Source organism: Cryobacterium tepidiphilum (assembly GCF_003716325.1).
Lineage (GTDB): Bacteria > Actinomycetota > Actinomycetes > Actinomycetales > Microbacteriaceae > Cryobacterium > Cryobacterium tepidiphilum.
In genome coordinates, this window is record NZ_RDSR01000002.1 from 89057 (window position 1) to 115447 (window position 26391).

The following is a 26391-nucleotide window of genomic DNA, read 5'->3' on the forward strand; positions in this document are numbered from 1 at the left end:
CTACTCCCTGGTTCACGAACATCATCCCTCCGGCGTGGGTTCCGGTGATCCCGGAGGCGTGGCGGGGATCGTCGTGACCGTCACTGTGCTCGAGGGCGACTTGTCCGACTCGACCTTGCCGCAGAAGTAGCGGTAGCTGACGCTGAAGTCGCCGTCGCCGGCAGTGATGGTGGCCTGCGTGGTGTCGGCCGAGGTCGGGTTGGCCGAGGTGACCTCAGCCCCGTTGCCGTCGGCGAACACCTCGTAGCCCGACAGCTCCTGTCCGCTCGGGCAGGTCTGGGCCGGCCAAGACACCTGAACCTCGTCGCCGGGCAGGATCGGGCCTTCGGTTTCGATGGTGGGCGGGTCTGCGGGGGCGTCGGGCTTCACGACGTCGCCGTAGTACTTCGCCGTGATGGTGGTGCCGACTTTCACCGCGCCCGTGGGGTTCACCGAGTAGACGATTCCGACGTCGTCGGGGTCGGTGGCGGCGGAGCCTTCCTCCATGTTCGCGACCAGCTGCAGGCCCTCAAGCTTCGCGCGGACCTCGTCGGCGGGCCGCCCCTTCAAGTCGGACTCCAGCACTGTGACGGTTTCGGGAGTGTCGACAGTGGGCTCCGGCGTGTCGACCGGAGCGGAACTGCTCGGGACGGAGCTCCGCTGCGTGGTGGTCGTGGCCGGCGTCGTTCCGGTGGCGTCCGGGCGGAACAGCGCGAACAGGATCGCGGCCAGCACGAGCACCAGCAGCACGATCAGGGCGATCAGCGGCCACGTCCACGGGCTGCGCTTGCGCTCGTCATCGACGGCCACTGCAGCGGGTGCGGCAGCAGTGGCGGGAAGGCCATGCGGCAGCACGGTCGTGGCCTGCGTGGTGGCCCCGGCGGCGGGCATGAGCATGGTCGCCGCAGTGTCGGTGTTCTCGCCCAACACGGCCGGCACGGCCGCAGCCGCCGCTGCCACGTCTCCGCGCCGCAGGGCGGTAGCGGCACGTGCCATGTGGGCAGCGGATGCGGGGCGCTCGGCCGGGTTCTTCGCGATGCTGGAATAGACGAGGTTGCGCACCGGCTCCGGAACGGTCGCCGGGAGGTCGGGTGCCTTCTCGTTGATCTGAGCCATGGCGATCGCGACCTGCGACTCGCCGGTGAACGGGCGGCGCCCCGCGAGGCACTCGTACGCGACGATGCCGAGGGAGTAGATGTCGGTGCTCGGGGAGGCGGCGTGGCCGCTCGCCTGCTCGGGCGACAGGTACTGCACGGTGCCCATGACCTGCCCGGTGGCGGTCAGCGGCACCTGGTCGGCGATCCGCGCGATGCCGAAGTCGGTGATCTTCACGCGGCCATCGGGGGTGATCAGCAGGTTGCCGGGCTTGATGTCGCGGTGCACCAGTCCGGCGGCGTGCGCCGCGTGGAGGGCGGAGGCGGTCTGCGCGACGATGTCGAGCACCTTGTCGGTGGGCAACACGCGTTCGCGCTCGAGCACGGTCGACAGTGCCTCGCCCGGGACGAGCTCCATCACAAGGAAGGCGCTGCCGTCTTCCTCGCCGTAGTCGAAGACGTTGGCGATGCCCTCGTGGTTGACGAGGGCGGCATGGCGGGCCTCGGCGCGGAATCGCTCGAGGAAGCCGGGATCCCCCAGGTATTCGTCTTTCAGGATCTTGATGGCGACGGTTCGCCCGATGACGAGGTCGGTGGCCTTCCACACCTCGCCCATGCCGCCGATCGCGATACGGGAACCCAGCTCGTATCGTCCCCCGAAGGTGAGCCCAGTCGTGGGTCTCATTTATTAAGCACCGCCTCTAGTACCTGTTGTGCAATGGGCGCGGCAAGAAGATTGCCGTACCCCGTCTGGCCAAGTCCGCCGCCGTTCTCGACGAGAACCGTGATTGCATATTTCGGGTCGTTCGCGGGTGCAAATCCGGTGAACCACAGCGTGTACGGATCGTCTGCACCGTGCTCAGCGGTGCCCGTCTTACCCGCAACGTCGACACCGTCTATTCTTGCATTGCTCGCCGCGCCGTCCGGGGCACTCACATCGTCGATCATGAGCCGCGTGATCGTGGCTGCCGTCTCAGCGCTCATCACCCGCTGGTATTCCTGAGGCTCAAGACTCTGTTGCGGCGTGAGGTCCGGTCCCAGCACCTCCTCGACCAGGCTCGGCTTCATCACGACGCCGCCGTTGGCGATGGCCGACGACACCATGGCGATCTGCAACGGGGTGGCAGTGACCGCGCCCTGTCCGAACGCCGACAGCGCCGTCTCGGGCGCGTTCGGGTCGTCGGGATAGTTGCTGGTGGCGACGTTCAGTGGAACGTCGTACTCCATGTTGAAGCCGAACTTCTCGGCGGTGGCACGGATCGTGTCGTCGCCGAGCGCCAGCCCGAGCTCAGCCATCGGGATGTTGCACGACAGGCGGAGCGCGGTGGCGATCGTCACCGTCTTGCCGGGCCCGCAGGTGCCGTCGCCGGAGTTGGTGACGACGGAGCTCGACTGTGGCAGCTTGAAGGTCGAGGGGTTCGGGAACGTGCTCTCGGGGGTGAACTTTCCCGACTCGAGTGCGGCGGTCACCATGACGAGTTTGAACACCGAACCCGGAGGGTTGAGCCGATTGATCGTGCGGTTGATCAAGGGGTCGCCGTCGGCGGCGACCAACGCCTTGTACTTCTCGCTCACGGCGGCGGTGTCGTGCTGGCTGAGCGCGTTGGGGTCGTAACTCGGCTTGGAGACCATGCCGAGGATCTTGCCGGTCGACGGTTCGGTCACGATGACGGCCCCCGTGTAGTCGCCGAGCGCTTCCCAGGCGGCCTTCTGCACGGCCGGGTCGATCGTGGTCTCAACGGCCGCGCCGGCCGGCTTCTGGCCGGTGACGATCGCCTTGAGCTTGTCGAAGAACTGGGAGTTCGCGGTGCCGCTCAGCTCGTCGTTCATCGCCTTTTCCAGTCCGGTGGGCGCGCCGTTGATCGGCATGAACCCGGTGACCGGCGCGTACAGCGGCCCGTTGGAGTAGGTGCGCAGGAACTTGTAGTCATCGCCGGAGGGCTTGGACTGGGCGATGGGCTGGCCGTCGACGAGGATCGGACCGCGCTCCACCTCGAAGCTGTCGTAGAGGGTGCGGCTGTTGCGGGCATCCGCTGACAGGTTGTCGGCCTGGAAGAACTGGATGATCGTCGTCGATGACATGAGGGCGAGGAACATCAGCAGGACGACGATGCTGACGTGCTTGAGTTGACGATTCACTGCACCACCAGCCTCGGTTGGTTGCGGACCGTGTCGGACAGCCGCAGGAGCAGGGCGACGATGATCCAGTTGGCAACGAGTGAGGAGCCACCGGCCGCGAGGAACGGCGTGGTGAGGCCCGTGAGCGGGATGACCCGGGTGACGCCGCCGATGACGATGAAGCACTGCAGGGCCACGACGAACGAGAGCCCGACGCCGAGGAGCTTGCCGAAGTCATCCTGCCCGGCGAAGCCCACCCGGAAACCGCGGGCGACGAAGAGCAGGTAGAGGGCGAGAATGGCGAAGATGCCGGCGAGGCCGAGTTCTTCGCCGAGGCTGGCGATGATGTAGTCGCTCTGCGGCACCGGGGTGATGTCGGGACGCCCCTGGCCGAGGCCGGTGCCGATCAGACCGCCCTGGGCGAGGCCGAAGAGGCCCTGTACCAGCTGGTAGCTGCCGCCGGCCGCGTTGTAGACGTCGGGGTCGAGGGCGTGCAGCCAGCTCGCGAAGCGGCCGTTGACGTAGTCCAGCACCTGGCTGGCGACGAGCGCGCCGCCGACGAAGAGCACGAGGCCGAGCAGCACCCAGCTCACCCGCGCGGTGGCCAGGTAGAGCATGACAAGGAACAGGCCGAAGTAGAGCAGCGCGGTGCCGAGGTCGTGCTGGAAGATGATCACCGACATGGACAGGGCCCAGATGACGAGAATCGGCCCGAGGTCGCGGAAGCGCGGGAACCGCATGCCGAGGAACTTGGTGCCCACCATCGAGAGGGTGTCGCGGTTGCGCACGAGGTAGCCGGCGAAGAAGACGGCGAGGGCGATCTTGGCGATTTCGCCGGGTTGGAAGGTGGCGAAGGAGCCGAAGCCGATCCACACCCGCGCGCCGCTGACCTCGCGGCCGAGGCCCGGGACGAGGGGGAGCAGCAGGAGGACCACGGCGGCGAGGCCGGATATATAGGTATAGCGGAACAGGATGCGGTGGTTGCGGATCACGAGGATCACGACGAGCGCGCAGAGCACTGCCAATGCGCTCCACACGATCTGACGCACGGAGGCGCTTTCGAATCCGGACTCGTTCTCGGCGATGTCGATGCGGTAGATCATCGCGATGCCGATGCCGTTCAGCAGCGTGGAGATGGGAAGCACGAACGGGTCGGCGCCGGGCGCGACGAAGCGCATGGCGATGTGGAGGGCGAGCACCAGGACGGAGAGGCCGGCGCCGAGGAGGACGAGCTGGGTGTCGATGTGCCCCAGGGCGCCGAGCTGCACGAGGATGATGGCACCGGCGTTGATCGCGCAGGCGATGACGAGCAGGAACAGCTCGAGGTTACGCAACTTCTGAGGCAGGTGGATGCGCCGCACCCGGTCCGCCTTCGCGGGCCGCGGCGCACTGGTGTTCGGCAGCGCTCGGTCAGTGGACGGCATCGTGTAACCGTTCGACAATGAGCCTCGCTTCCGTCAATGAATTGGTGCTGATCGTCTCTTCGACCTGCTGCCGGTCATAGACACGCAGGTCGCTCAGCTTAACGTCGGTGTCTTCGTAGACGCTGGACAGCGGTATGGGGCCGAGGTCCTGCTGCACGCCCTTGAAGATGGCGACCGAGCCGTGGTCGGCCCCTACGTAGTACCGGGTCTGTGTCCATTGGTACCCGATGACCGCGGCACCGGCGATGATGAGCACGAGAAGGATGCTCGCCACGAGCCAGGCGATCTTCCGCCGCCGCGCTCGGCGTTCGTCCTCCTCGATGAGTTCCGACAGGTACTCCTGGGAGTCGGGCTCGAAGTGGGTCTCCCGGAACGGGTGCAGACGCAGCGTGGGCAGCCGGAGTGACCGGTTGCGGGCCGGCTCCTCGCCGATGCCGAGCGTGGCGGCCGCGGAGCCGACGGTCGTGGGGGCGACGGGAGCGGCCGGTGCCTCGCCGATGTCGACGACCACCACAGTGACGTTGTCAGGTGCTCCGGCGTCGAGGCTCTCCTTGACGAGACGGTCGGCGACGGCCGGGGCATCCGCTGACGACGACAGGGCGTCGGCGATCACCGAATGCGAGACGACGCCGCTCAGGCCGTCGGAGCAGATCATCCAGCGGTCGCCGGGAAGGGTGGTGAGGATGGAGGTGTCGATCTCGGGTGCCGTCTCGACGTCGCCGAGCACGCGCATGAGCACGGAGCGCCGCGGATGCACCATGGCCTCGGCCTCGGTGATGCGCCCACTGTCGACGAGGCGCTGCACGAAGGTGTGGTCGGTGGTGATCTGCGCCAGTTCGCCGTCGCGGAAGAGGTAGATGCGCGAGTCGCCGATGTGGGCGATGACCACCTGGTCGCCGAGCACGACGAGGGAGCTGACCGTGGTGCCCATGCCGGTGAGCTCGGGGTGCTCGAAGACCGCCTCGCCGATCTGCGCGTTCGCGGCGAGCAGGGCCGACTGGAGGGCGACCTCGGCGTCCTGCGGCGAGAGGTAGGGCTTGTCGGCGTCGATGATGCGCTTGGTGGTGATGGCGGATGCGACGTCGCCGCCCGCGTGTCCGCCCATTCCGTCGGCCACCACGAACAGGGAGTGGCCGGCGTAGCCGGAGTCCTGGTTGTTCGCGCGGATCTTGCCGACGTGGGACACGGCGGCGCTGTGACTGACGGTCGCCATGCAGTTACCGCCGCAGCTCGAAGCTGGTCGTGCCGATCTTGACGGGGGTGTTCAGGGGGATGCGGGTGGGCACGGCCACGCGGGTGCCGCCGAGGAAGGTGCCGTTGGTGGAGTCGAGGTCCTGGATCATCCACTCGTCGTTCCACAGCATGAGGCGGGCGTGGTGGGTGGAGGTGTAGTCGTCGCGGATCACGAGGCTCGAGTCGCTGGAGCGGCCGATCGTGATCGGGTCGGAGCCGAGCGGGAACTCGGTGCCGGCTTTCGGGCCCGAGAGGATGACGAGGCGGCTGGGCCGGGCTGCGGCGTCCGAGGCGACGGGCGCCGGGGTGCGCGTGGGCACGCCGAGCTGCTCGGTGAGCGCGTCGGCGTTCGCCGGGGCGGGCGGTGCGGTCATCGCCGGAGCCATCGCCGGGCCGGGAGCCGGAGCGGGCGCGTCAGCCGCGGCATCCGCTGGCAGTTTTCTGGCCCGGCGCCCGAACAGGTCGCTGCGAAGCGCGTAGACGATGCCGAAAATGAACAGCCAGAGCACCAGCAGAAAGCCGATGCGCAGAACCAGCAAGGTCAGTTCGCTGGAATTCATGCCGAGGGCCCCCAGAATCCGTCCATGTCGTTGCGCCGGCGCGCTTCGCCACCGTCTGTGGCGGGCCCGCCGGGTGCCGCTTGCGCGAGCACACGGAAGACCATTCTGGTCCTTCCGATGGTGATTACCGAGTCGGGCTCCAGCACGGCCTGCTTCACGGGCGCGCCGTTGAGCTGTGATCCGTTGGTCGAACCGAGGTCGCGCACCATAGCGTGCGAGCCGTCCCAAGCGATCTCTACATGCCGCCTCGAGGTGCCGGTGTCGTTCACGGTGATGTCGGCGTCGCTTCCCCGGCCCACGACGGTGCGGGGCTTGGTCAGCGGATGACGCGTGCCGTTGATCTCGAGGACGGGCGTCCACCGGACGTCGGCCTGGGCGCTGGCGCTGCTGGAGTCGATCTGCACCATTCCCTCAGACAGGCTCTGGTCTTCGGTGAGCTTGATCGAGACGCTGCCCGCGAACTGGTAACCCTGCGCCGCCGCGTGCTGCGTGACAAGGTCGGTGAGCTCGCTGGTGAGTGCGGAGCCGAGGCCGCGCATTCGATCGAGGTCCGGCCGCGACATGCGAACGACGAAGCGGTTGGGGGCCAGGATGCGGTCCCGGGCCACGACGGCAGCTTTGGTGTCGAGCTCCCGCTTGAGCGCCGACGTGATCTCCACCGGCTGCAGGCCCGACTTGAAGGTCTTGGCGAAAGCGCCGTTGACGGCGCGTTCCAAGCCCTTCTCAAAGTTATCCAGTATGCCCACAGGTCTCCCGATCCGGTCCGTTTGGCTACCTGCATGTTACTGGGGTGAGGTGTGACTCGCCCGAAGGCCGCCCGCCCGGGGTGCAATTGCCGGTCGCGCGGGTCGAACGCCACTGCGCGGGCTGAATTCAGCCCGCGCACCGGCGTTCAACCCGCGCACCGGCATCCGCTGCCCTCGAATGGCGGATGCGGCGGCGAAAGTGCTAGCATTTCCAAGTTCGCGCGAGTGGCGGAATTGGCAGACGCGCTGGCTTCAGGTGCCAGTGCTCGAAAGGGCGTGGGGGTTCAAGTCCCCCCTCGCGCACAGTGGGTTAATTGCAAAACTGGCTGTTTTTATTTGCAAATATCCCGGCGAACACGAAGGGCCCCCGAGAAATCGGGGGCCTTCGTCATTTCCGACCGGCGCGCCCTCGTCCCCCGGGGCTCGCAGCTGAGTGGCCCGACGTGCGAGGCGTAGATCCCATGGTGAAGTTGCCCGGCGGTTTGCTGCAAACCTGAGGCTCGCGATCGGAGAACGAGGCCTCCGCGTTGCGGCACAAGAAGCCGGTGTCGACCACACCACGATCCTGGCCGTGTTTGAAGGCCGGGCGGGGCCTGACCTGGCAACGATCGCGAAGCTGGAGCGTGGCTTTGACGTGGACCTGTGGCCTGGTCGCGTGGACATCGACTGATTGTTGACGCATGTATAAGAGGCATGCGTAGTGCAACTGCGCTGTCAGCGCACATCGAGTCAATGTGCGCTAAAGAGTAGTAGTGCCCCATAGAGTGGTGTAGCCCCGTGGCCCGGCTTCGTCGTTACTGACGTGAGCGCGGTCACCGTGTGATCCTTCGAGTCAACCGTCTAGAGAATCCTCGAATTGGAGTCATCACGATGACCGCACCTCATATTGTCGACCCTTCCGGCCTTCTTGTCGAAGCCCTCTCCGACGCGTCCCCGGATTTGATGCGCAGCCTGTTGCAAACCATGATCAACGCGCTGCTGTCCGCGGACGCGGACGCCGTCGTCGGCGCCGAGTGGGGCAGACCGTCCCCTGAGCGCACCGCGCAGCGCAACGGTTACCGGCACCGCGACCTCGATACCCGCGTCGGCACCGTTGACGTCGCCATCCCGAAGCTGCGCTCCGGGACGTACTTCCCGGAATGGCTGCTGGAGCGCCGCACGCGGGCCGAGGCGGCGATGATCACCGTCGTCGCCGACTGCTACCTCGCCGGCGTCTCCACCCGCCGGATGGACAAGCTCGTCAAGACCCTCGGCATCTACTCGCTGTCCAAGTCGCAGGTGTCCCGCATGGCCGCGGACCTCGACGAGCACGTGGACCAGTTCCGGCACCGGCCTCTGGGCGAGGCCGGCCCGTTCACGTTCGTCGCCGCCGACGCGCTAACCATGAAGGTCCGCGAAGGAGGCCGGGTCATCAACGCCGTCGTCCTGGTCGCCACCGGCGTCAACGGTGACGGGCACCGCGAGGTCCTCGGCATGCGAGTCGCTACCAGCGAGACCGGGGCGGCGTGGAACAGCTTCTTCGCCGACCTCGTCGCCCGCGGCCTGACCGGGGTGCGCCTGGTCACCTCCGACGCCCACGCCGGCCTCCGGGACGCGATCGCCGCGAATCTGCCCGGCGCCGCCTGGCAGCGCTGCCGCACCCACTACGCCGCCAACCTGATGTCCGTCTGCCCGAAGAGCATGTGGCCGGCCGTGAAAGCGATGCTGCACTCCGTCTACGACCAACCCGACGCCGCAGCGGTGAACGCCCAGTTCGACCGCCTCATCGAGTACGTGTCCGCGAAGCTCCCCGCCGTCGCCGACCACCTGGGCAATGCCCGGGAGGACCTCCTCGCGTTCACCGCGTTCCCAAAGGACGTGTGGCAGCAGATCTGGTCGAACAACCCGCAAGAACGACTCAACAAGGAGATCCGCCGCCGCACCGACAGCGTCGGGATCTTCCCGAACCGGGAGGCCATCATCCGCCTCGTCGGCGCAGTCCTCGCAGAGCAGACCGACGAGTGGGCCGAAGGCCGCCGCTACCTCGGCCTCGACGTCCTCGCCCGCTGCCGCCTCACCCTCGTCCCCGATACCGGGAGCGAGGTGAACACCGACCCTCTCGAACTCAGCGCCTAACCCCCAACCCGAAGGACACCGACGGCTACACCACTACCGGGGACTTGACCGTGGGCTGAAAGCACCATCCATGGGCACCATCGTTTCTCTGGGGGTTTGCAATGACGGCAACAATGTCCACTACTGGAACTGCGCGCGCTGGATTTCGGCGCAGCAGCAAGGCGGCCCTGACCGGTGTGTTGAGTGGGGCGATGATCTTTGGTCTCGCTGGGGCTGCGCAGGCGACGACGTCGGGTCTTCCTGGTTACTCCGACGAGACCGGGTTGACGGGCGCACGCCCCAATGCGACGCGGTTGTCGTTCTATGTCAGCGACCAGGTCAGCGCGACGATCGACGTCGGCACCGGGAACCTCATGGTGACATCCCGCAACTTGGTGCTGCCGGGAGTCAACGGCAGCGTCCCGATCGGCGAGACGTACAACCTGCTCGGTGCCGAGGTCGGGTCGACCTCGACCCTGGAGGCGAACAACTGGACGTTGGGGCTCGGCGGTGCCGGTTCGCTCGCCCAGGCGGATGCCGGCGTCGTTTATACCGGTGGCGATGGTTCCACCTGGTTGTTCACCCCGGTGTCCGGTTCGTCGACCGCGTTCTCGTCGCCGGCCGGATTGAAGGGGGACCTCATCAAAACGGCCAGCGGGTACACGTTGTCGTTCCACGGTTCCGGTCAGGTGGTGTCGTTCGACGCGTCGGGCAACGCGGTGAGTGTCGCGGACCGGAACGGGAACACGACCACGATCTCGTACACGAGCGGCCAACCGACCTCGATCACGTCGACTGCTGGTCCTACCGCGGCGCGGACGGCGGCGTTGTCGTATTCCTCGACATCGCGGACGTTGACGGTGTCGCAGACGAGCGGCTCGCTGTCGCGGTCGGTGAAGTACGTGAAGGACGCGTCGTCGAATCTGACGTCGATCGTGGACGCGAACGGGAAGACGACGAGCTTCGCGTACGGGTCGAATTCGAAGCTGACGTCGATCACGTCGCCGACGGGGGCGGTGACGAACTTCAGCTACAACAGCGCCGGCCTGCCGGTGCAGGTGGATCAGCTCAACACGAGCGTGGGGTCGCCGGGCACGGCGACGACTCGGTTCGATTACACCGACGGGCCCGAGACCCTCGTCGCGGGCCCGAACACGGCTGTTTCTCCGGTGTCTGCGGCCCCGCACACGACGTATGAGTTGAACGCCGACGACCGGGTGACGTCGGCGACGGACCCGGAGGGCCGCTCCCGGTCCCGCACGTATACACCCGAAGCGGATGTCGCGACGGCTACGGATGGCACCGGCACGACCGGTGGCACGACGACGGCGACGTACGGGGCCAACTCGGGCGAGTCGTTGACGAAGGTACAGTCACCGGGCGGTGCGGCCGGGCAGGCGGCGTACGCGAACACGTCGCCGGGGGCGAAGTACCAGCCGTCGTCGGCTACGGATGACGCCGGTAACACCAGCCTGTACACGTATAGCGGTTCGGGGAACGCGCTTACCGCGAGCGACGCGAGCTCCGCGACCGCCACCCTCACCTACCACTCGGACGGGACGGTTGCGACGGCGACGGCGCCGGGTAACGGCACGAACAAGACGGTGTATTGGTACACGGATCACCAGCTGACCTGGGTGACCCCGGTGACCGGTTCCTCCCTCGGCGCCCGGGACCTGGCCTATGACGACTTCGGCCGGCTCTCGACCGACACTGACGGGCGCGGGATTACCACCACCTACACCTATGACAAGGTCGACCGGGTGCTGTCGACGTCGTTCTCCGACGGCACCCCCACCGTCAGCTACACCTACAACGCGGCCGGGAAGACGGCCACCCGTGTCGACGGCGAAGGCACCACGACGTATGGGTATGACCAGTTGGGCCGGTTGACATCGCGGGTAAACACCGCCGGCGGTGGCACCATCAGCTACGGGTACGACAAAGCGTCCAACCTGACGTCCACGACGGACTCCCGCGGCACGACCACGTACGCGTTCGACGACTCGGGGGTGCCGACCAAGCTGAACTACCAGTACAACGGCGGCACCCACGTGCTCGCGTTCGCAACCGACGACCGGGGCCGCCGCACCGACAGCTGGATGGACGCGAACAGCGACCACTCCACCTGGGTCGCCCACACCCACACTGACTACGACACCAGCGGCCGCGTCACCGCCGTGACCGCGGAAGAGGGCCACGGGAACAGCGACAACACGTCGATCATGGACCTGACGTACTGCTACGCCGCCGGCTCTACCGCCCCCACCTGCCCGACCACGGCGTCCAGTGACCGGTCGAAGATCCAATGGCAGAAGGACAACCTCACCGGCGCCGTCACCGCCTACACCTACGACACCGCCGGCCGGCTGACGCAGGCGAAGATCACCGGCGGTACGAGCCCGACGACATACAACTACACGTACGACGCTCGCGGCAACCGGCTCACCGTCAGCGGCGGGACGGCCCCGGCGCGGACGCTCACGGTCAACGCGGCGAACCAGATCACCAGCACCGGGTACACCTACGATGGGGCCGGGAACCTGACCGCTGACTCGCACGGCACCTACGAGTACAACGGGGCCGAGCAGATGACCGGTGTCACCGTCGGCGGGACGACGTATAGTCCGGATTATGCGGGGACCGGGCAGAACGAGATCCTCTCGGAGAACACCACGGGCGGGTATTACAAGTACACGTACGGGCGCACCGACCAGAACGGGCAGCCCGTGATCGAACAGGTCAATCGCGACAACCAGACCGCCTACGTGGAACACGACCCGGTGACCGGGGAGCCGCTGATGCTCCGCACCTCCAGCGGCATGCAGTCCCTGTACGTGCACGACGGCACCGGCAACCCCACCGTCCTGGTCACCAGCGGCTCCTACCGGGCGTTCGCCTACAGCTACGACCCCTACGGCGTTCCCACCCTCACCGAGGACTCCGGCGGCAACGGCACCAGCCAAAACCCGTACACGTTCAAGAACGGCGTCCAGGAACGCACCACCGGCTGGATCCACTACGGCGCCCGCTGGTACGACCCAACCACCGGCAGGTTCACGCAACAAGACACGATGGACGCGCCGCTCGACCCGCACAACGCGAACAGGTACGCCTACGCTGGAGGAGACCCCGTCAACAATTCCGATCCAAGCGGCACGAGCGTGCTTAGCGTTGCGTATAAGATCCTCAAGTTGATAATGGAGGGTAAGAGCCTAGGTGAGGCTCTGGCGGGTCTGACATCGGGGGAAGCGCTGGGCGCGCTCTACGGCAGTGTCGTGGGTGGCGCATGCGGAATCTTCGTGGGGACTCTAGCGATAGAAACACTTGGCGTGGGACTTCTCGCGGGCTTGAGCTGTACCGCGCTTGCCCAGAGCGCTTCGGTCGGCTTCCAAGCCATTTATACGCTGTGAACCTGCGCGTGACTGGTCAGCAAGTCGTCGGAGTAGCGTCTGCTAACCAACTCCTCCCGCGTCCAAGCCGCCACCACTCAAGCAGTGAAGGAATCGCGTGAACAAGGTATTTGAGATTTGGTTCCGATTTGTCAGTCCAATCTGCGTTCTGGTTTTCGGTGCCCTCTTCGCGTTCCACGGGCTGGGTTGGCTACCGGGTGAGCGTGGTCTACCACCGGCCCACGTCCAAATCGCAATCGCAGGGGCAATATGCGTCGTCATAGGGCTGATCGGCCTGATCGTCTGCAACACTCCCAAAGTTCGACGTCGATGGCGTAGGGCCGACCCTGCCTACTGGACCGACGAACCGGATGCGGACGGCAGTCGAGGTAAAGTAGGGGATCGCTTAAGGTAGCAAGGCTTTCGTGGACCAGCGGTACTCGCGTTTTCTCGATGGGAGCGGCGCTGTCTCAGCTGTTTTGCAGGAATCGCATTCCTTCTTCCTAGCGGTTTCCAGAAGGTATTCAGCTCCCTTCGCGTCTCGCGAATCAGGGAGGATTTTCGTCCAAGTTTGAGAGGATCTGCTGTCGGCGAGGTTGGATTAGCAGAAAGGTGGCCAGTGAAATCAAGGGTCGCTGAGAGCATGTAGAGTTTTGCAATCGACCCACAGTGGTCGAAAGACCAGCGAACACGAAAGGCCCCCGAGGAATCGGGGGCCTTCGCTTTGCGTAGCGTGATCATGCTTGCCCTAGATTTCGACGTCGCTGCCCATCGTGAGGGTACGAAGCACGGGGAGCCCGAAACGGGCGGCGGGATCGACGGCATTGTGCGCAAGCGCCACGAACAGTTTCTTGCGCCACGTTGCCATCCCCTTGGGATGCATCGCGCGGATCGCACCGCGGGAGACGAAGTAGGACGCCGTGCCCACATCTGCTGCCTCGAAGGGCAGGATCTCCTGGCGGCAGGCGGCTCGCAGGGCCGTCGGAATATCAGGCTTATCGGAGAACCCGAACCGCATCGTCAGGTGCTCGATGCCGTCGTCCGAGTAGCCCAGATCGTCGTAGGTGAACGCTTGTGACATCGGCACGTGCGGCACTCGCGCAGTGATCACCGAAACGATGAGAACGTGTTCGTGAAGAATGTGGTTGTGCTCGACGTTCGCCCGGAGGGCAAGCGGAGTGGTGTCCTTGTTCGGGTGCGGGAAGACCGCGATACCCGGGACGCGCGGTACGGCTTTCGCGTGGACTGCCTCGATGAATTTCGCGAGAGACCCCTCCTTCTCGCCCCTGTCCTCGACAACGAGCTGGCGGCCCCTGCGCCAGGTGGTCATCACGGTGATGACCACGGCGGCGATGAGCAGCGGCACCCAGCCGCCGAACACGATCTTCGAGAGGTTTCCGGCCAGGAACGTCAGTTCCAGGCCGCCGAAAGCGATCGCGGCCACGGCGATCTTCCACACGCGCCACCCCCACAGCAGGCGTGCGACAAGCAGCAGCAACGCGGTGTCGACGACCATGGCGCCCGTCACGGAGATTCCGTAGGCCGTGGCCAGCCGTGCCGAGGAGCCGAAGGTGAGCATCACCGCCAGGACCCCGATGAACAGCAGCCCGTTGATCGCGGGCAGGTACACCTGGCCACCCTCCCGTTCCGACGTCTGGCGAATGGTGAGCGGGGGAAGCAGTCCGAGCTGCACGGCCTGTCTCGACAACGAGAACGCGCCGGAGATGACCGCCTGGCTGGCGATCACCGTGGCCGCGGTCGCCAGGATCACCATCGGCAGGCGACCCCACTCCGGGATGAGCAGGAAGAACGGGTCCGTCCTGGCTTCCGGATCGTGCAAGAGGAGTGCCGCCTGCCCGAGGTAGTTGAGCGTGAGCGCAGGGAAGACGAGAAAGAACCAGGCTCGACGGATGGGGCGGCGACCGAAATGCCCCATGTCTGCGTAGAGTGCCTCGGCTCCCGTGATGACCAGCACCACCGCGCCCATGGCGACAAAGGTGATGACCGGATGCGCAAACGCGAACGTGAGCGCATACGTCGGCGACAACCCGAGCAAGACCGACGGATGCTGCACCACCATCCCGAGACCTGCCACCGCAAGAACGACGAACCAGAGCACCATGACCGGCCCGAACAGTGCGCCGACTTTGCCGGTGCCGAACCGCTGCACAGCGAAGAGTCCGATGAGAATCACGGCGGCGATCGGGATAACGAGGTGGGAGATCGCCGGCGCCGCGACGTGAAGGCCTTCGACGGCAGAGAGCACGCTGATCGCCGGCGTGATGATCGAATCGCCATAGAAGAGCGCCACTCCGACGATGCCGACGACCAACAGCATTCCCGAACGGCTGGCCCGATGGGCGTAGAGGCGTTGCGCCAGAACGGCCAACGCCATCACGCCACCTTCGCCGTTGTTGTCAGCGCGCATCAGCACGCCGAGGTACTTGATCGACACGATGACGGTCATGCTCCAGAACATGAGTGAGATGACGCCGTAGATGTCGGCTTCGTTCACCTTCACCGCGCCGTCGTCGATGGTGAACACCGTGTGCAATGCATATAGCGGGCTCGTGCCGATGTCGCCGAAGACAACGCCCAAAGCGGCGAGGGCAGTGAGGTACAGAGCCCGGCTGCCACGGGCGCCGTGGCCCGCGCCTGAGCTTTTCGCTGGCGCCGCCGGGGGATGAATTGAGGCGGTCGGTTTGGTCACTGCTGTCGGCTCTCAACCTGTGGGTGTTATCGTGCCGTTTCAACGCTACTCGCACTCCGCCTCGGGGGCCGGGCATTATCGTCTCAGCAAGGGAGTACCGCCCGCCGATCGGAGTTGTCCATGAGCGTTCCACGACCGGCACGCCGTCTCGATGCGCTCGCCGTGCTGAGCGCTGTCGCAGGCGCAGCCGGCCTGGCCGCGGTGTTCCTGCGACTGCCGCTCGTGGCGCTGGTTCTCGCGATCGGGGCGATTGTGATCGCGCTCGTCTCGAGGCGGCGGTTGCGCGCTGACGACAGCCTGCGCGGCGCCCGGCTGGGAGTCCTCGGAATCGTTCTCGGCGCGATCGGCGGTTTCCTGGTGGTCTTCCCGTACCTGCTCGCGCCCATCCTGATCGCGATGGGCAAGCTCACCTGAGCGCGGCCTGTTCCCGCGTCCCGAGGGTCGCTCACGCTCGCTGATAGGCTCTTGCGCGCACTCCAGCGGAAGGAACTTCCATGCGCGCGAGAGACCTCCAGGTCGCGACGCCCACCGTCAAGCGCCGTACCAGCGCGCGGGAGGCCGGCCAGCTGATCGCACACGGCAGCGGAATCGGCCTCGTGATCGCGAACGAAGCCGGTGTTCCGGAGGCGACCGTGTCGGCCACCGACGTGCTGCGGCTGATGCTGCCGGGCTACGTGCTCGAGGACTTCTCCCTCGCCCACGTGCTCGGCGAGGCCGACTCCGAGGAGGTGTGGGAGAACCTCGAGCAGCGCACCATCGGCGAGCTCGTCGATGACGACGCCGTTCCCCTGCACGACCTCGTCGTCGTGAACGCCGACGACACCGTGCTCGAGATCGCCGCCGCGATGGTGGAGGCGAAGTCGCAACTCGCCCTGGTCGGCCCGCTCGTGGCCGGCGAGGCCGCGCTCATCTCGCTGCCCGATGTCATGACGGCCATCGTCGACGCGGATCGGCGTCGCACAGCCCCGACCAGCGGAGACGGGGCATCCGCTTCATGACCGTACAGATCACCCTCGCGATCCTCGTCTTCGTTGCCGCCTACGTCCTGATCGCGATCGACAAGATCCCGCGCGTCACCATTGCCCTCACCGGCGCGGCGATCATGGTGATCATCGGCGCAACGGATGACCACCACGTCTTCTTCTCCGAGGAGAGCGGCGTCGACTGGAACGTCATCTTCCTCCTGCTCGGCATGATGATCATCGTCGGCATCATGCGCCACACCGGTGTGTTCGAATTCCTCGCCATCTGGGCGGCGAAGCGCGCCCGTGGGCGGCCATTCCGCATCCTGATCATGCTCGTCGTCATCACCGCGGTTCTCTCCGCGTTCCTCGACAACGTCACCACCGTGCTTCTCGTCGCCCCGGTCACGCTGCTGATCTGCGAGCGGCTGGCCGCGCCGGTGATCCCGTTCCTGATCGCCGAGGTGATGGCCAGCAACATCGGCGGCACCGCGACCCTCATCGGCGACCCGCCGAACATCATCATCGCCAGCCGTGCCGGGCTCAGCTTCAACGACTTCATCGTGAACCTGACCCCGATCGTCATCGTGCTCATGGTCGTGTTCATCGGTCTCTGCTGGCTGCTGTTCCGCAAGAGCTTCCACTTCGACCCCGAGCGCGCCCGCCGGCTGATGGCGCTCAACGAGCGGGAGGCGATCGGCGACAAGACGCTCCTCATCAAGTGCCTCGTGGTGCTGGGCCTGGTGCTGTTCGGCTTCATCGCGCATCCGCTGCTCGGCTTCGCGCCCGCGCTCGTGGCCCTGCTCGGCGCCGGCCTGCTGGTGCTGCTGGCGCGCCTCGAGGCCCGCAAGGTCTTCGGCGACGTGGAGTGGGAGACCCTGCTGTTCTTCGCGGGCCTGTTCATCATGGTCGGCTCGTTGGTGAACCTGGGGGTGATGGATGCCGTGGGCCAGGCCGCGAAGGACCTGGTCGGCGACAACTACCTCGGCGCCTCCATCGGTCTGCTGACCGGCTCGGCGGTGGTGTCGGCGATCGTCGACAACATCCCGTACGTCGCCACGCTCGCGCCGGTGACCGCCGACCTGGTGCAGTCCGGCGGCGCGGCGGCGCATCCGCTGTGGTGGGCCCTCGCGCTCGGCGCCGACCTCGGCGGCAATGCCACGGCCATCGGCGCCAGCGCCAACGTGGTCGTGATCGGCATCGCCAAGCGCCACGGGCACCCGATCTCGTTTTGGACCTTCACCAAGTACGGCCTCGTGGTCACCGTCGTGCTCATCGCGGTCTGCGTGCCCTACCTCTGGTTGCGGTACTACCTCTGATCGTTTCCCGGGGTGGCACACCGGTCTAGCGTTGGAACGACAAGGAAGTGGTGACGGATGCGCGTGGCATTAGAGGTGGCGCATGAGCACGGCGCCGTCGCGCAAGACCTCCCGGCCCTCTGCGTGAGCCTCACGCTCGTGGCGGCCGGTGCCATCTACGCGGCCTCGGTGTTGCGGAACCTGCCCGAGCGGCCGTGGCCCACCGACCGCATCGGCGCGTGGCTGTGCGGGCTGGCCGCCGTCTGGGGCGCTCTGATCAGTCCGCTGGCGGCCCGTGAGACCCTGTTCGACCACGTGCTGGTGCACGTGCTGCTTGGGCTCGTGGCCCCGCTCCTGCTGGTGCTGGCGGCGCCGGTCACGCTCGCGCTCCGCGCGCTCGCCGCCGTGCCGGCCCGGCGCCTGGCCGCCCTGCTGGCGTCGCCCCCGGTGCGGGTGCTCCTGCATCCGCTCGTCGCCGCCGTGCTGAGCGCCGGCGGGCTCTGGGTGCTCTACACGACACCGCTCTACGCGCTGGCCCAGCCGGCCACGCCGATGGCGATCGTCGTCGACGTCTACCTCTTCGCCAGCGGATGTCTGTTCGCGGCCGCCATGATCGGCTCCGGCTCCGCTCGCGTGGGTTTCCGCCTTCGGCTCGTGCTCATGATCGTCGTGCTCGGGGCCCACGTCGTGCTCGGCCAGCGCGTGGTCGCGCATCCGCCCGTGGTCGTCGCGGCCGGCGAGGCGACCTCCGACGCGCTGCTGCTGGCCGCCCTCGCGGTCGCCGTCGACCTGGTTCTCATCGTGGTGCTGTGGCGGCGCTGGACGGCGGCGTCGGGAGGGCGCGGGGCGGTCTCAAGTGCGGGATCGGCGCTGGGCGGTGAGGTAGAGGCGGTGCGCGGTGATGACGAGCGCGAGCCAGGCCAGCCCGAGCATCCACGCGGCCAGGACATCAGTGAACCAGTGGTGTCCCAGGTAGACGCGGCTGAGCCCGATCGTCAGGGCGAACAGCGCACCGACCACGATCGTGAGGATGCGCGTTAGCTGTTTCTTCTCGCGCAGGAGCAGCACGTAGGCGATCGCGCCGGCGATGACGGTGGCGTTCAAGGTGTGGCCACTGGGGAACGACGGGGAATGCTCGTAGGGCGGGATGGCGAACTCGAGAGCCGGGCGGGCACGGCCGATGAGGTCCTTGCCGGCGATCGTCATGAGCAGCGAGCCGATCCCCGCGCCGGCGATCACGATCACGGGCGTCCAGGACTTGCGGCGGAGCGACAGCACCAGGATCGCCGTGATGGCGATGATCGGCATGACGACGGTACCGCCGAGATCCGTATAGAGGGTCGCCACCTCGTCGAGCCAGGGCGACCTGAGACTGATGGCGAAGTGGAGGATGGGCTTGTCGAGGCCGGCGACCCCGTCGTTCTCGGTGACGGCGTCATAGACCTTCGCCGCGCCGAACGTCGCCATGGCCGCGACCACGGCCCCGAAGAAGAGGATCAGGATGAAGGCGCCGTGCGGCCCGAGCATCTCGCTGACGCGCTGCACCAGGTGCGCGAGCCACTGGCCGAGCCGCGTCGACCAGTGCGTGAGGTCGGTCTTGCCCACGAAGCGGTCGTCGTTCACCTCGCCCGCGTCACCGGTCTTCTCGTTCTCGCTCATGCCCTCTTGCCTACCACCGAGTGGCGCGGCGCCGGAGGGCGAGGGCGGGGGTTTAGAGCTCGCCCCCGAGGTTGCCGGCGAGGCGCGCATGCATCCGGGTGCTGTCCTCGTTCATGCCGACGATCGCTGCGCGCTTTCCGTGGTTGCGGTACTTCCTGGTGATCGCGTCGAGGGCGGCGACCGTGGAGGCGTCCCAGATGTGCGAGCCCGCCATGTCGATGACGACGCGGTCGGGGTCGTCGGCGTACTCGAACTGGGTGGTGAGGTCGTTGCTGGAGGCGAAGAACAACTCGCCTTCCACCGTGTAATACGCGGTCGGGATGGGCTCGTCGTAGTCCACCCGGCGCTCCACGGTCACGAAGCGCGCCACCCGGCGGGCGAAGGCCACCATCGCCACGATGACGCCCACGATGACACCGATCGCCAGGTTGTTGGTGAAGACCACGACGAGCACCGTGGCGACCATGACCGCGGTCTCGCTCGTCGGCATCCGCTTCAGGGTCGACCAGCGGATGCTGTGCCAGTCGAACGTGCCCACCGACACCATGATCATCACGGCGACCAGTGCCGCCATGGGGATGATCGCGACGACGTCGCCGAGCACCACGACCAGGATGATGAGGAATGTGCCGGCGAGGAAGGTGGAGATGCGGGTGCGGGCGCCGGAAGCCTTCACGTTGATCATGGTCTGGCCGATCATGGCGCAGCCGCCCATGCCGCCGAAGAGGCCGGAGAGCATGTTGGAGACGCCCTGTCCCCAGGATTCGCGGGTCTTGCGCGATCGGGTGTCGGTGATGTCGTCGACGAGTTTGGCGGTGAGGAGCGACTCGAGCAGGCCGACCAGGGCCATGGCGAGGGCGTACGGGGCGATGATGCGGAGCGTCTCCCAGGTGAACGGCACGTTCGGGATGAACAGCGACGGGAGGCTGCGCGGCAGCTCGCCCTCGTCGCCGACGGTGGGGATGTTCAGCGCGGTGACCACCGTGGCGACCGTGATCAGGATGATCGCCACGAGCGGGGCCGGTACGGCCGTGGTGAAGCGGGGCAGGAGCACGATGATCACGATGCCGACGGCCACGAGCGGATACACCAGCCAGGGCACGCCGATGAGGTGCGGCAGCTGGGCGATGAAGATGAGGATGGCCAGCGCGTTGACGAAGCCCACCATGACGCTGCGCGGGATGAAACGCATGAGCCTGGCGACGCCGAGCAGAGCCAGGACGACCTGGATGGCGCCGCCGAGGATGACCGTGGCGACCAGGTAGTCGAGCCCGTATTCACGGGAGACGGGCGCGATCACCAGGGCGACGGAGCCGGTGGCGGCGCTGATCATGGCGGGCCGGCCGCCGAAGATCGAGATGGACACGGCCATGACGAAGGCGGAGAACAGGCCGACGCGCGGGTCGACCCCGGCGATGATCGAGAACGAGATCGCCTCGGGAATGAGGGCCAGGGCGACGACGAGGCCGGCGAGCACCTCCCGGGTGAGCACGCGTGGGCTCCGCAGGGCGCCGAGCACCGAGGAGGCCGGGCGGTAACGGACGGGTGTGGCTAAGCGAGTGGTAGGCACCGGTGATCTCCAAGAGGCGCGAACAGCAGCGCGCGGAATGGTGAGGGGCGCCGCCGTTGGCGCTCGCGTCGTCGCCGAGCAACCGGCGGGAAAATCGCGTAACCCTACCCTAACGCCGCGCACCCGAACGCTGCCCGACCCCCTCACGGGCGCGCGGGGCGCGGGGGAGAGCGGGGGAGAGGGGAGGGGGCGCGCGGGGTTCAGCGGGTGAGGCGGTCGAGGGCGGCGCGCGCCTGGTCGGCCTTCCGCTCGGCGTCGTCGGCGGCTCGCTCCGCCTGGGAGCGCTCGCGGTCGAGCCGGTCGGCGTCGCGGGTCGCATCGGCCAGGGCCGCCTCGGCGTCGTGGACCCGGGCGCGGAGGTCGTCGAGCTCGTGCTCGATGGTCGTGCGGCGGGGCGCCAGCTCGTCGGCTTCGGCGTCGATCGCGTCGATCCGCGCGCGGGCGTCGGAGGCCCGCTTCTCGGCGTCGGCAACCAGGGCGCGGGCCGCCGCCAGCTTCTCCTTCGACGGACCCCGGGGCTTCGCCTTCGCCGCCCGCTTGGTGCCGCCCTCCGACGAGCGGGCAACGGATGCCGCCGGCACGGCGACCGCGACGGCGCCGGTGAGATCCGCCGGCTCCACGCCGGTCGCCGAGAGCGGCCGCACGAGCGCACCGGTGCGCACCGCGGCCGCCGCCCACGGATCGACCATGGCGGCCTGCAGGGTCTGGCCGACTTCATCCGCTGCCGAATCGCTCAGGCGCTCGCCGAGGTCGGACGCGAGCCGGCGGCCTTCGCGGGTGAGCGCCGCCACGAGTTTCTGCCGTTGGCGGCCGAGCTCGCGGAGCTCGTCGGCGTCGAGGTCCTGCTGCGCCTCCCGCAGCGATGCGCCGAGGTCGAGCACCTGGCCGATCTCGTCGGCCCGGTGTCGCACCAGCATGTTGACGAGCCACGCCGACGCCGATGGCTTCTTCAGCGCGGTGAGGGCCGCTGCGAGGTCCTTGTCGCCGGCGGCACGGGCGTCGCGGCTCCGCTGGTTGCGGGCCGCCGTGAAGTCGCCCGGCGTCAGGGCATAGAGCGCGGCGGCCGCGTCGGCGAGCTGCGCCGCCACATCCGTTGTCACTGCGCCGACGACGTGGCCGCTACGCGGTGTCGTCGCCCTCGGCCTGCGAGGGCTTGCCGATCTCCTGCGGGCCCGTCATCTCGGGCGCCTCGCCGTCCTCGCCTTCGGCCTGCGAGGGCTTGCCCACGGGCCCCTTGTCGGCGGGAAGGTCCAGGTTCGAACCGTCTTCGCTCATGTCGTGCTCCTCTCGCTTGCTCGCAACGCTAGACCGGCCGCGGGGCCGCCACAACGGATGCGAAGCGCGCACCCTCCGAGTTGCGCGCACCCTCCGAGCTGCGCGCACTGAACGCCGCTGCGCGGGCTGAATTCGACCCGCGTAGCGGCGTTCGACCCGCGCAGCGCGAAAAAGGCAGGGACTAGCCGAGCAGGAGCTTGGCCAGCTGGTCGGTCGAGTGCACGACGGCGGTCGCGGCGGTCGCCTCGGCGGGGGAACCGTATCCCCACTCGACGAGGATGGCGGGCACGCCGTTCGCGGCGGCACCCTCGGCGTCGTAGCCGCGGTCGCCGACCATGACGGGGGCGCTCAGGTCGGCGCCCTTGGCCTTCAGGCGGGCCAGCGCCTCGGCGACGATGTCGGCCTTGGCGCTGCGAACCTCGTCTTCGCTCGCGCCCACCATTACGGTGAAGTACTTGGCGAGGTCGAAGTGCTCAAGGATGCGGACCGCGTTCTGCTCGGGCTTGCTGGTGGCCAGGGCCAGCGGGATGCCGGCCTCGTGGATGCGCTGCAGCAGGCCGGCGACGCCCGGGTACACGGCGGTGTCGAGCGACGCAGCGCCCTGGTAGTGGGAGCGGTACACCTTCAGCGCTTCGACCGCTTCGTCGGCGGTCATCCCGGCGTATTCGCGGAATGCGGCCAGGAGCGGCGGCCCCACGTAGGCGAGGAGTTCGTGTGCGGGGGGAACGGGGCGCCCGAGGTGGGCGAAAGTTGTGGCGAGGGAGCTGGTGATCGCCGGGGCGGAATCGGTGATCGTTCCGTCCAGGTCGAAGAGAATAGCGCTCCACGTGCGCGTCAATGTCGGATTCACGCCGCTCATCCTAAGGTGCCTACCTTGGAATGGGCAGTACCGGAAGGCCCCTGCCCCCTCTTGGGGGTAGGGCGTCAGAACAGCCGCGAATGCGTGTCGTCGAGCCCGCGCATGGCGTCGTAGTCGAGCACGAGGCAGCGGATGCCGCGGTCCTCGGCCAGCGTGCGCGCCTGCGGCTTGATCTCCTGCGCGGCGAACACACCCGCCACGGGGGCCAGGTGCGGGTCGCGGTTCATGAGCTCGAGGTAGCGCGTGAGCTGCTCGACCCCGTCGATGTCGCCGCGGCGCTTGAGCTCGACCGCGACCGAGCGCCCGGCGGCGTCGCGGGCGAGGATGTCGACGGGGCCGATCGCCGTCATGTACTCGCGGCGCACGAGCGTATGCCCGTCGCCGAGCAGGCCGATGTTCTCCGCCAGGAGCTTCTGCAGGTGCGCCTCGACGCCGTCCTTGATGAGCCCTGGGTCGACGCCGAGCTCGTGGGCCGAGTCGTGCAGCACCTCGTGCACGTTGACGACGAGCTGGTCGGCCGTCTTCGAATGCGTGACCTTCCAGACGGCCGTGATGCCGGCATCCGCCTGGTCGTCGTCGGGCTCGTGCGTGGTGAGGGTGCACGGCGGGCTCATCCAGTTGAGCGGCTTGTAGGAGCCGCCGTCGGAGTGCACGAGCAGGCTGCCGTCGGCCTTGACCATGAGCAGGCGCGTGGCCAGGGGCAGGTGGGCACTGAGGCGGCCGGCATAGTCGACGGAGCAGCGGGCAATTACGAGACGCACCGGTCGAGTTTAACCGCGATCGTCGGATGCCGTGGCCGGCACCCTGCCGTGGCTGCGTTCACGGGCGGCCGGGGCGGCCAGCCCGGCCAGCACCATCAGGGCGAGGATCACGTACAGCGCGCCGAGGATGCCCACGTGCTGGCCGAGCAGGCCGAGCGCCGGCGGCCCGACGAGGAAGGCGAAGTAGCCGATGATCGCGATGGCGCTCACGCGGGCGGCGGCCCGCCTCGGGTCGTCGGCGGCCGCCGACATGCCCACCGGGAAGCCGAGCGAGGCGCCGAGTCCCCACATGACGACCCCCGCCACGAGCAGCCAGGTCGTCGGCGCGAGGATGAACAGCAGCAGCCCCACCACCCCGAGCGCCGCGCACGAGCGGAGCACGGGCACTCGTCCGAAACGATCGATGACGGGACCGCCCACGATGCGGCCGATCGTCATGGCAGCCACGAAGACGCCGAAGACGATGGCGCCGTCGGTGTTGCTGAAGCCGTGGCCGTCGACCGCGGCGAGGGCGAGCCAGTCGTTGGCCGAGCCCTCGGCGAAGGTCATGCCGAGCACGATCAGCCCGATCAGCAGCACGTTCGGGTCGCGCCACACCGCGAGGTTCTCGCCGAGGCGCGTGCGCCAGGAGGACGTCGCTCCCGCGTTCGTGATGCCGCCGTCGTCGCCCAGTTCCCTGCGGTGCGGGATGGACCGCACGGCGATGACGACGGTGCCGAGGATGAGCGCCGCGATCAGCGCGAGATGCCACGCCACCGGCAGGTGAACAGCGGATGCCCCGGCGCCGAGAAGCGCGCCGACCACCGTTCCGAAGCTGAAGCAGGCGTGCATGAGCGGCATGAGCGTCTTGCCGATCTCCCGTTCGGCGGCGGCGCCCTCCACGTTCATCATCACGTCGACCGACCCCATGCCGAACCCGAGCAGGGCGAGGCCCGCGAAGACGAGGGGCGCGGAGCCGGCGACGTCGGTGCCGAGGCCGACCGCCAGGAGGCCGACGGTCGACACGGTGATGCTGGACACCATCGCGTGCCGTGCGCCGAGACGCGCGAGCATGGCCGATGCGGCGACCAGGCCGACCACGGACCCGGCCGAGAGCCCGAAGATCAGGACCCCCATCTGGTCGAGCCGGAGGTCGAGGGTGTCGCGCACGACGGGCACCCGCGACACCCAGCTCGCGGTCGCCAGTCCGCTGATGAAGAAGACGACGAAGACGGCGTTACGCCAGGCGACCAGGGGGCGCGGGATGGGGGTGGGCACAGTGGTTCCTGAATGACGAGGGCGAATCGTCAAGGTTACCGCGTGCCGACCACGAGCCAGCGGGTGGAGCGCGCTCGGAGTCCCAGTGTCGCCGCCCGGGCGCCGAGGAACGCGAAGGCGAACGCCGCCATGAGCAGGGCGAGGCCGGTGCGACCCGACGGCGCCCACAGCAGCACCGCGACGGCGAAGGGCGCGAACACGGCGAGGTTCACCAGGCCCGTTGCGGCGAGGTAGCGGGCGTCTCCCGCCCCGATCAGCACCCCGTCGAGCACGAACACCACGCCGCCGAGCGGAACCGAGAGCCCGAGCACGACCAGGGCCGGCGGCAGCAGGCCCGCGACATCCGCTGACGAAGTGAACAGCCCGCCGAGCGCGCCGCTCAGCGCGATCACGACCAGCCCGAGCACTGCCCCGCAGAGCACGCCCCACTGCAGGCAGCGGCGGAGGACGGCCCGCACGGCCGGCACGTCTGCCGCACCCAGGCCGTTGCCCACGAGCGCCTGCGCGGCGATGGCCAGGGCATCGAGCGCGAACGCGAGCGTCGCGAACACCGTCATCGCGACCTGCATGGCGGCGAGCTCGCTGCGGCCCAGGCTGGTGGCCACGTAGATCACGAGGAGCATGGCGGCCCGGAGGCTCACGGTGCGCACGAAGAGCCAGGCGCCCGAGCTCGCCCCGGTGAGCAGGCCCGAGCGGTGCGGGCGGAGCGGCGATCCGTGCCGTCTGGCGTGCCGCACCACGATCACGAGGTACACGGCCACCATGCCCCACTGCGAGACGACGGTGCCGGCGGCGGAGCCCGCGATGCCGAGGCCCAGGCCGTAGATGAACCAGAAGTTCAGCAGGATGTTCACGAGGAAGCCGACGCCGGCCACGAACAGGGGCGTGCGGGTGTCCTGCAGGCCGCGCAGCAGCCCGGTCGCCGCGAACACCAGGAGCATCGCGGGCAGTCCGGCCATCGAGATGGCCAGGTAGGTGGTGCCAGCGGATGTCACGGCCGGGTCGCCGCCGAAGGCTCCGGCGAGCAGGGGCGCGGCGAGGCCGCCCGCCGCGGCCAGCAGCACGCCGAGGCCGAGCGCGAGCCACAGTCCGTCCACGCCGACCGAGACCGCGCGGCGCAGGTCGCCTGCCCCGCGCCACCTCGCGACGGCCGGGGTGGTGCTGTAGGCGAGGAAGACCATGAGGCCGATGATCGTCTGCAGCACCGCGCTCGCCAGCGCGAGCCCGGCCAGGGCCGTCTCGCCGAGGTGGCCGACCATCGCGGAGTCCGCCAGCAGGAACAGCGGTTCGGCTATGAGCGCGCCCAGCGCCGGAACGGCGAGGCGCAGGATCTCGCGGTCCATGGGCTGCCGGGTGAAGATGTCGATGCTCCGATTCTATTCAGCGGCACTCGAATAGGC

The 26391-nt window shown here is 68.0% G+C and carries 21 protein-coding genes, 1 tRNA gene and 1 pseudogene; 8 read left to right on the plus strand and 15 right to left on the minus strand.

Annotated features, from left to right (window positions below; translation table 11 throughout):
• Nucleotides 1-21 precede the first annotated feature (21 nt).
• The 6 genes from EEJ31_RS01820 to EEJ31_RS01845 are packed head-to-tail and all read right to left on the minus strand — an operon-like array spanning nt 22 to nt 7154.
• Nucleotides 22-1758, minus strand: a complete 1737-nt coding sequence (locus tag EEJ31_RS01820) for a serine/threonine-protein kinase (protein ID WP_123044583.1) — start codon at nt 1756-1758, stop codon at nt 22-24.
• On the minus strand, nt 1755-3212 hold the full coding sequence (locus EEJ31_RS01825) for a peptidoglycan D,D-transpeptidase FtsI family protein (protein WP_123044584.1): 1458 nt from the start codon (nt 3210-3212) through the stop codon (nt 1755-1757). Before EEJ31_RS01825 ends, EEJ31_RS01820 begins: the two co-directional genes overlap by 4 nt.
• Nucleotides 3209-4615 carry an FtsW/RodA/SpoVE family cell cycle protein gene (locus tag EEJ31_RS01830; protein ID WP_123044585.1) on the minus strand — a complete coding sequence of 469 codons (1407 nt, stop codon included), beginning with the start codon at nt 4613-4615 and terminating at the stop codon, nt 3209-3211. Before EEJ31_RS01830 ends, EEJ31_RS01825 begins: the two co-directional genes overlap by 4 nt.
• Nucleotides 4602-5828, minus strand: a complete 1227-nt coding sequence (locus tag EEJ31_RS01835; RefSeq protein WP_123044586.1) for a PP2C family protein-serine/threonine phosphatase — start codon at nt 5826-5828, stop codon at nt 4602-4604. The genes EEJ31_RS01830 and EEJ31_RS01835 overlap by 14 nt, the downstream gene beginning before the upstream one ends.
• Before the next feature lie 4 nt (nt 5829-5832).
• Nucleotides 5833-6408: an FHA domain-containing protein FhaB/FipA gene (locus EEJ31_RS01840; protein ID WP_123044587.1), complete on the minus strand. Its 576-nt coding sequence runs from the start codon at nt 6406-6408 to the stop codon at nt 5833-5835.
• Nucleotides 6405-7154, minus strand: coding sequence for an FhaA domain-containing protein (locus EEJ31_RS01845; RefSeq protein WP_123044588.1), 750 nt, complete (start codon nt 7152-7154; stop codon nt 6405-6407). Before EEJ31_RS01845 ends, EEJ31_RS01840 begins: the two co-directional genes overlap by 4 nt.
• A 219-nt stretch (nt 7155-7373) precedes the next feature.
• On the opposite strand from EEJ31_RS01845, the gene EEJ31_RS01850 reads away from it, so the two are divergent.
• The 4 genes from EEJ31_RS01850 to EEJ31_RS01865 all read left to right on the plus strand — a co-directional run bounded on the left by EEJ31_RS01850 (nt 7374) and on the right by EEJ31_RS01865 (nt 12661).
• A tRNA-Leu gene (locus EEJ31_RS01850) sits at nt 7374-7457 on the plus strand.
• A gap of 130 nt (nt 7458-7587) precedes the next feature.
• Nucleotides 7588-7824, plus strand: coding sequence for a helix-turn-helix domain-containing protein (locus tag EEJ31_RS14270; protein ID WP_123044589.1), 237 nt, complete (start codon nt 7588-7590; stop codon nt 7822-7824).
• 200 nt (nt 7825-8024) lie between these two features.
• Nucleotides 8025-9269, plus strand: coding sequence for an IS256 family transposase (locus EEJ31_RS01860; RefSeq protein WP_123044590.1), 1245 nt, complete (start codon nt 8025-8027; stop codon nt 9267-9269).
• Between the two features lie 191 nt (nt 9270-9460).
• Complete coding sequence (locus EEJ31_RS01865) at nt 9461-12661, plus strand: RHS repeat domain-containing protein (RefSeq protein ID WP_158603876.1); 3201 nt, start codon at nt 9461-9463, stop codon at nt 12659-12661.
• Nucleotides 12662-13388: 727 nt separating this feature from the next.
• On the opposite strand, the gene EEJ31_RS01870 is transcribed toward EEJ31_RS01865, so the two are convergent.
• Nucleotides 13389-15239, minus strand: coding sequence for a potassium transporter Kup (locus EEJ31_RS01870; RefSeq protein WP_233563678.1), 1851 nt, complete (start codon nt 15237-15239; stop codon nt 13389-13391).
• A 231-nt stretch (nt 15240-15470) separates the two neighbouring features.
• Between EEJ31_RS01870 and EEJ31_RS01875 the strand changes: the two genes are divergently transcribed.
• From EEJ31_RS01875 to EEJ31_RS14055, 4 genes and pseudogenes are all read left to right on the plus strand, one after another.
• Complete coding sequence (locus tag EEJ31_RS01875; RefSeq protein WP_123044592.1) at nt 15471-15764, plus strand: hypothetical protein; 294 nt, start codon at nt 15471-15473, stop codon at nt 15762-15764.
• A gap of 80 nt (nt 15765-15844) precedes the next feature.
• A complete protein-coding gene (locus tag EEJ31_RS01880; RefSeq protein WP_123044593.1) occupies nt 15845-16348 on the plus strand; it encodes a CBS domain-containing protein in 504 nt (167 codons plus the stop codon).
• Nucleotides 16345-17631, plus strand: a complete 1287-nt coding sequence (locus EEJ31_RS01885) for an ArsB/NhaD family transporter (RefSeq protein ID WP_123044594.1) — start codon at nt 16345-16347, stop codon at nt 17629-17631. The genes EEJ31_RS01880 and EEJ31_RS01885 overlap by 4 nt, the downstream gene beginning before the upstream one ends.
• Before the next feature lie 57 nt (nt 17632-17688).
• A pseudogene (locus tag EEJ31_RS14055) lies at nt 17689-18423 on the plus strand (cytochrome c oxidase assembly protein); the annotation flags it as partial.
• Between the two features lie 39 nt (nt 18424-18462).
• On the opposite strand, the gene EEJ31_RS01895 reads toward EEJ31_RS14055, so the two are convergent.
• From EEJ31_RS01895 to EEJ31_RS01925, 8 genes are all read right to left on the minus strand, one after another.
• The gene (locus EEJ31_RS01895; protein WP_123044596.1) at nt 18463-19269 is read right to left on the minus strand and encodes a phosphatase PAP2 family protein; all 807 of its coding nucleotides are present in this window, start codon (nt 19267-19269) and stop codon (nt 18463-18465) included.
• 52 nt (nt 19270-19321) lie between these two features.
• Nucleotides 19322-20839: a SulP family inorganic anion transporter gene (locus EEJ31_RS01900; RefSeq protein ID WP_199727239.1), complete on the minus strand. Its 1518-nt coding sequence runs from the start codon at nt 20837-20839 to the stop codon at nt 19322-19324.
• A 200-nt stretch (nt 20840-21039) separates the two neighbouring features.
• A complete protein-coding gene (locus tag EEJ31_RS01905) occupies nt 21040-21939 on the minus strand; it encodes a hypothetical protein (protein ID WP_148040108.1) in 900 nt (299 codons plus the stop codon).
• 19 nt (nt 21940-21958) lie between these two features.
• On the minus strand, nt 21959-22114 hold the full coding sequence (locus EEJ31_RS13805; RefSeq protein ID WP_158603877.1) for a hypothetical protein: 156 nt from the start codon (nt 22112-22114) through the stop codon (nt 21959-21961).
• Between the two features lie 181 nt (nt 22115-22295).
• A complete protein-coding gene (locus tag EEJ31_RS01910; RefSeq protein WP_123044598.1) occupies nt 22296-22973 on the minus strand; it encodes an HAD hydrolase-like protein in 678 nt (225 codons plus the stop codon).
• 65 nt (nt 22974-23038) lie between these two features.
• Nucleotides 23039-23734, minus strand: coding sequence for an endonuclease NucS (gene nucS / locus EEJ31_RS01915; protein WP_123044599.1), 696 nt, complete (start codon nt 23732-23734; stop codon nt 23039-23041).
• Nucleotides 23735-23743: 9 nt separating this feature from the next.
• Nucleotides 23744-24991, minus strand: a complete 1248-nt coding sequence (locus EEJ31_RS01920) for an MFS transporter (protein ID WP_123044600.1) — start codon at nt 24989-24991, stop codon at nt 23744-23746.
• A gap of 35 nt (nt 24992-25026) precedes the next feature.
• Nucleotides 25027-26334 carry an MATE family efflux transporter gene (locus EEJ31_RS01925; protein WP_123044601.1) on the minus strand — a complete coding sequence of 436 codons (1308 nt, stop codon included), beginning with the start codon at nt 26332-26334 and terminating at the stop codon, nt 25027-25029.
• Nucleotides 26335-26391 lie beyond the last annotated feature (57 nt).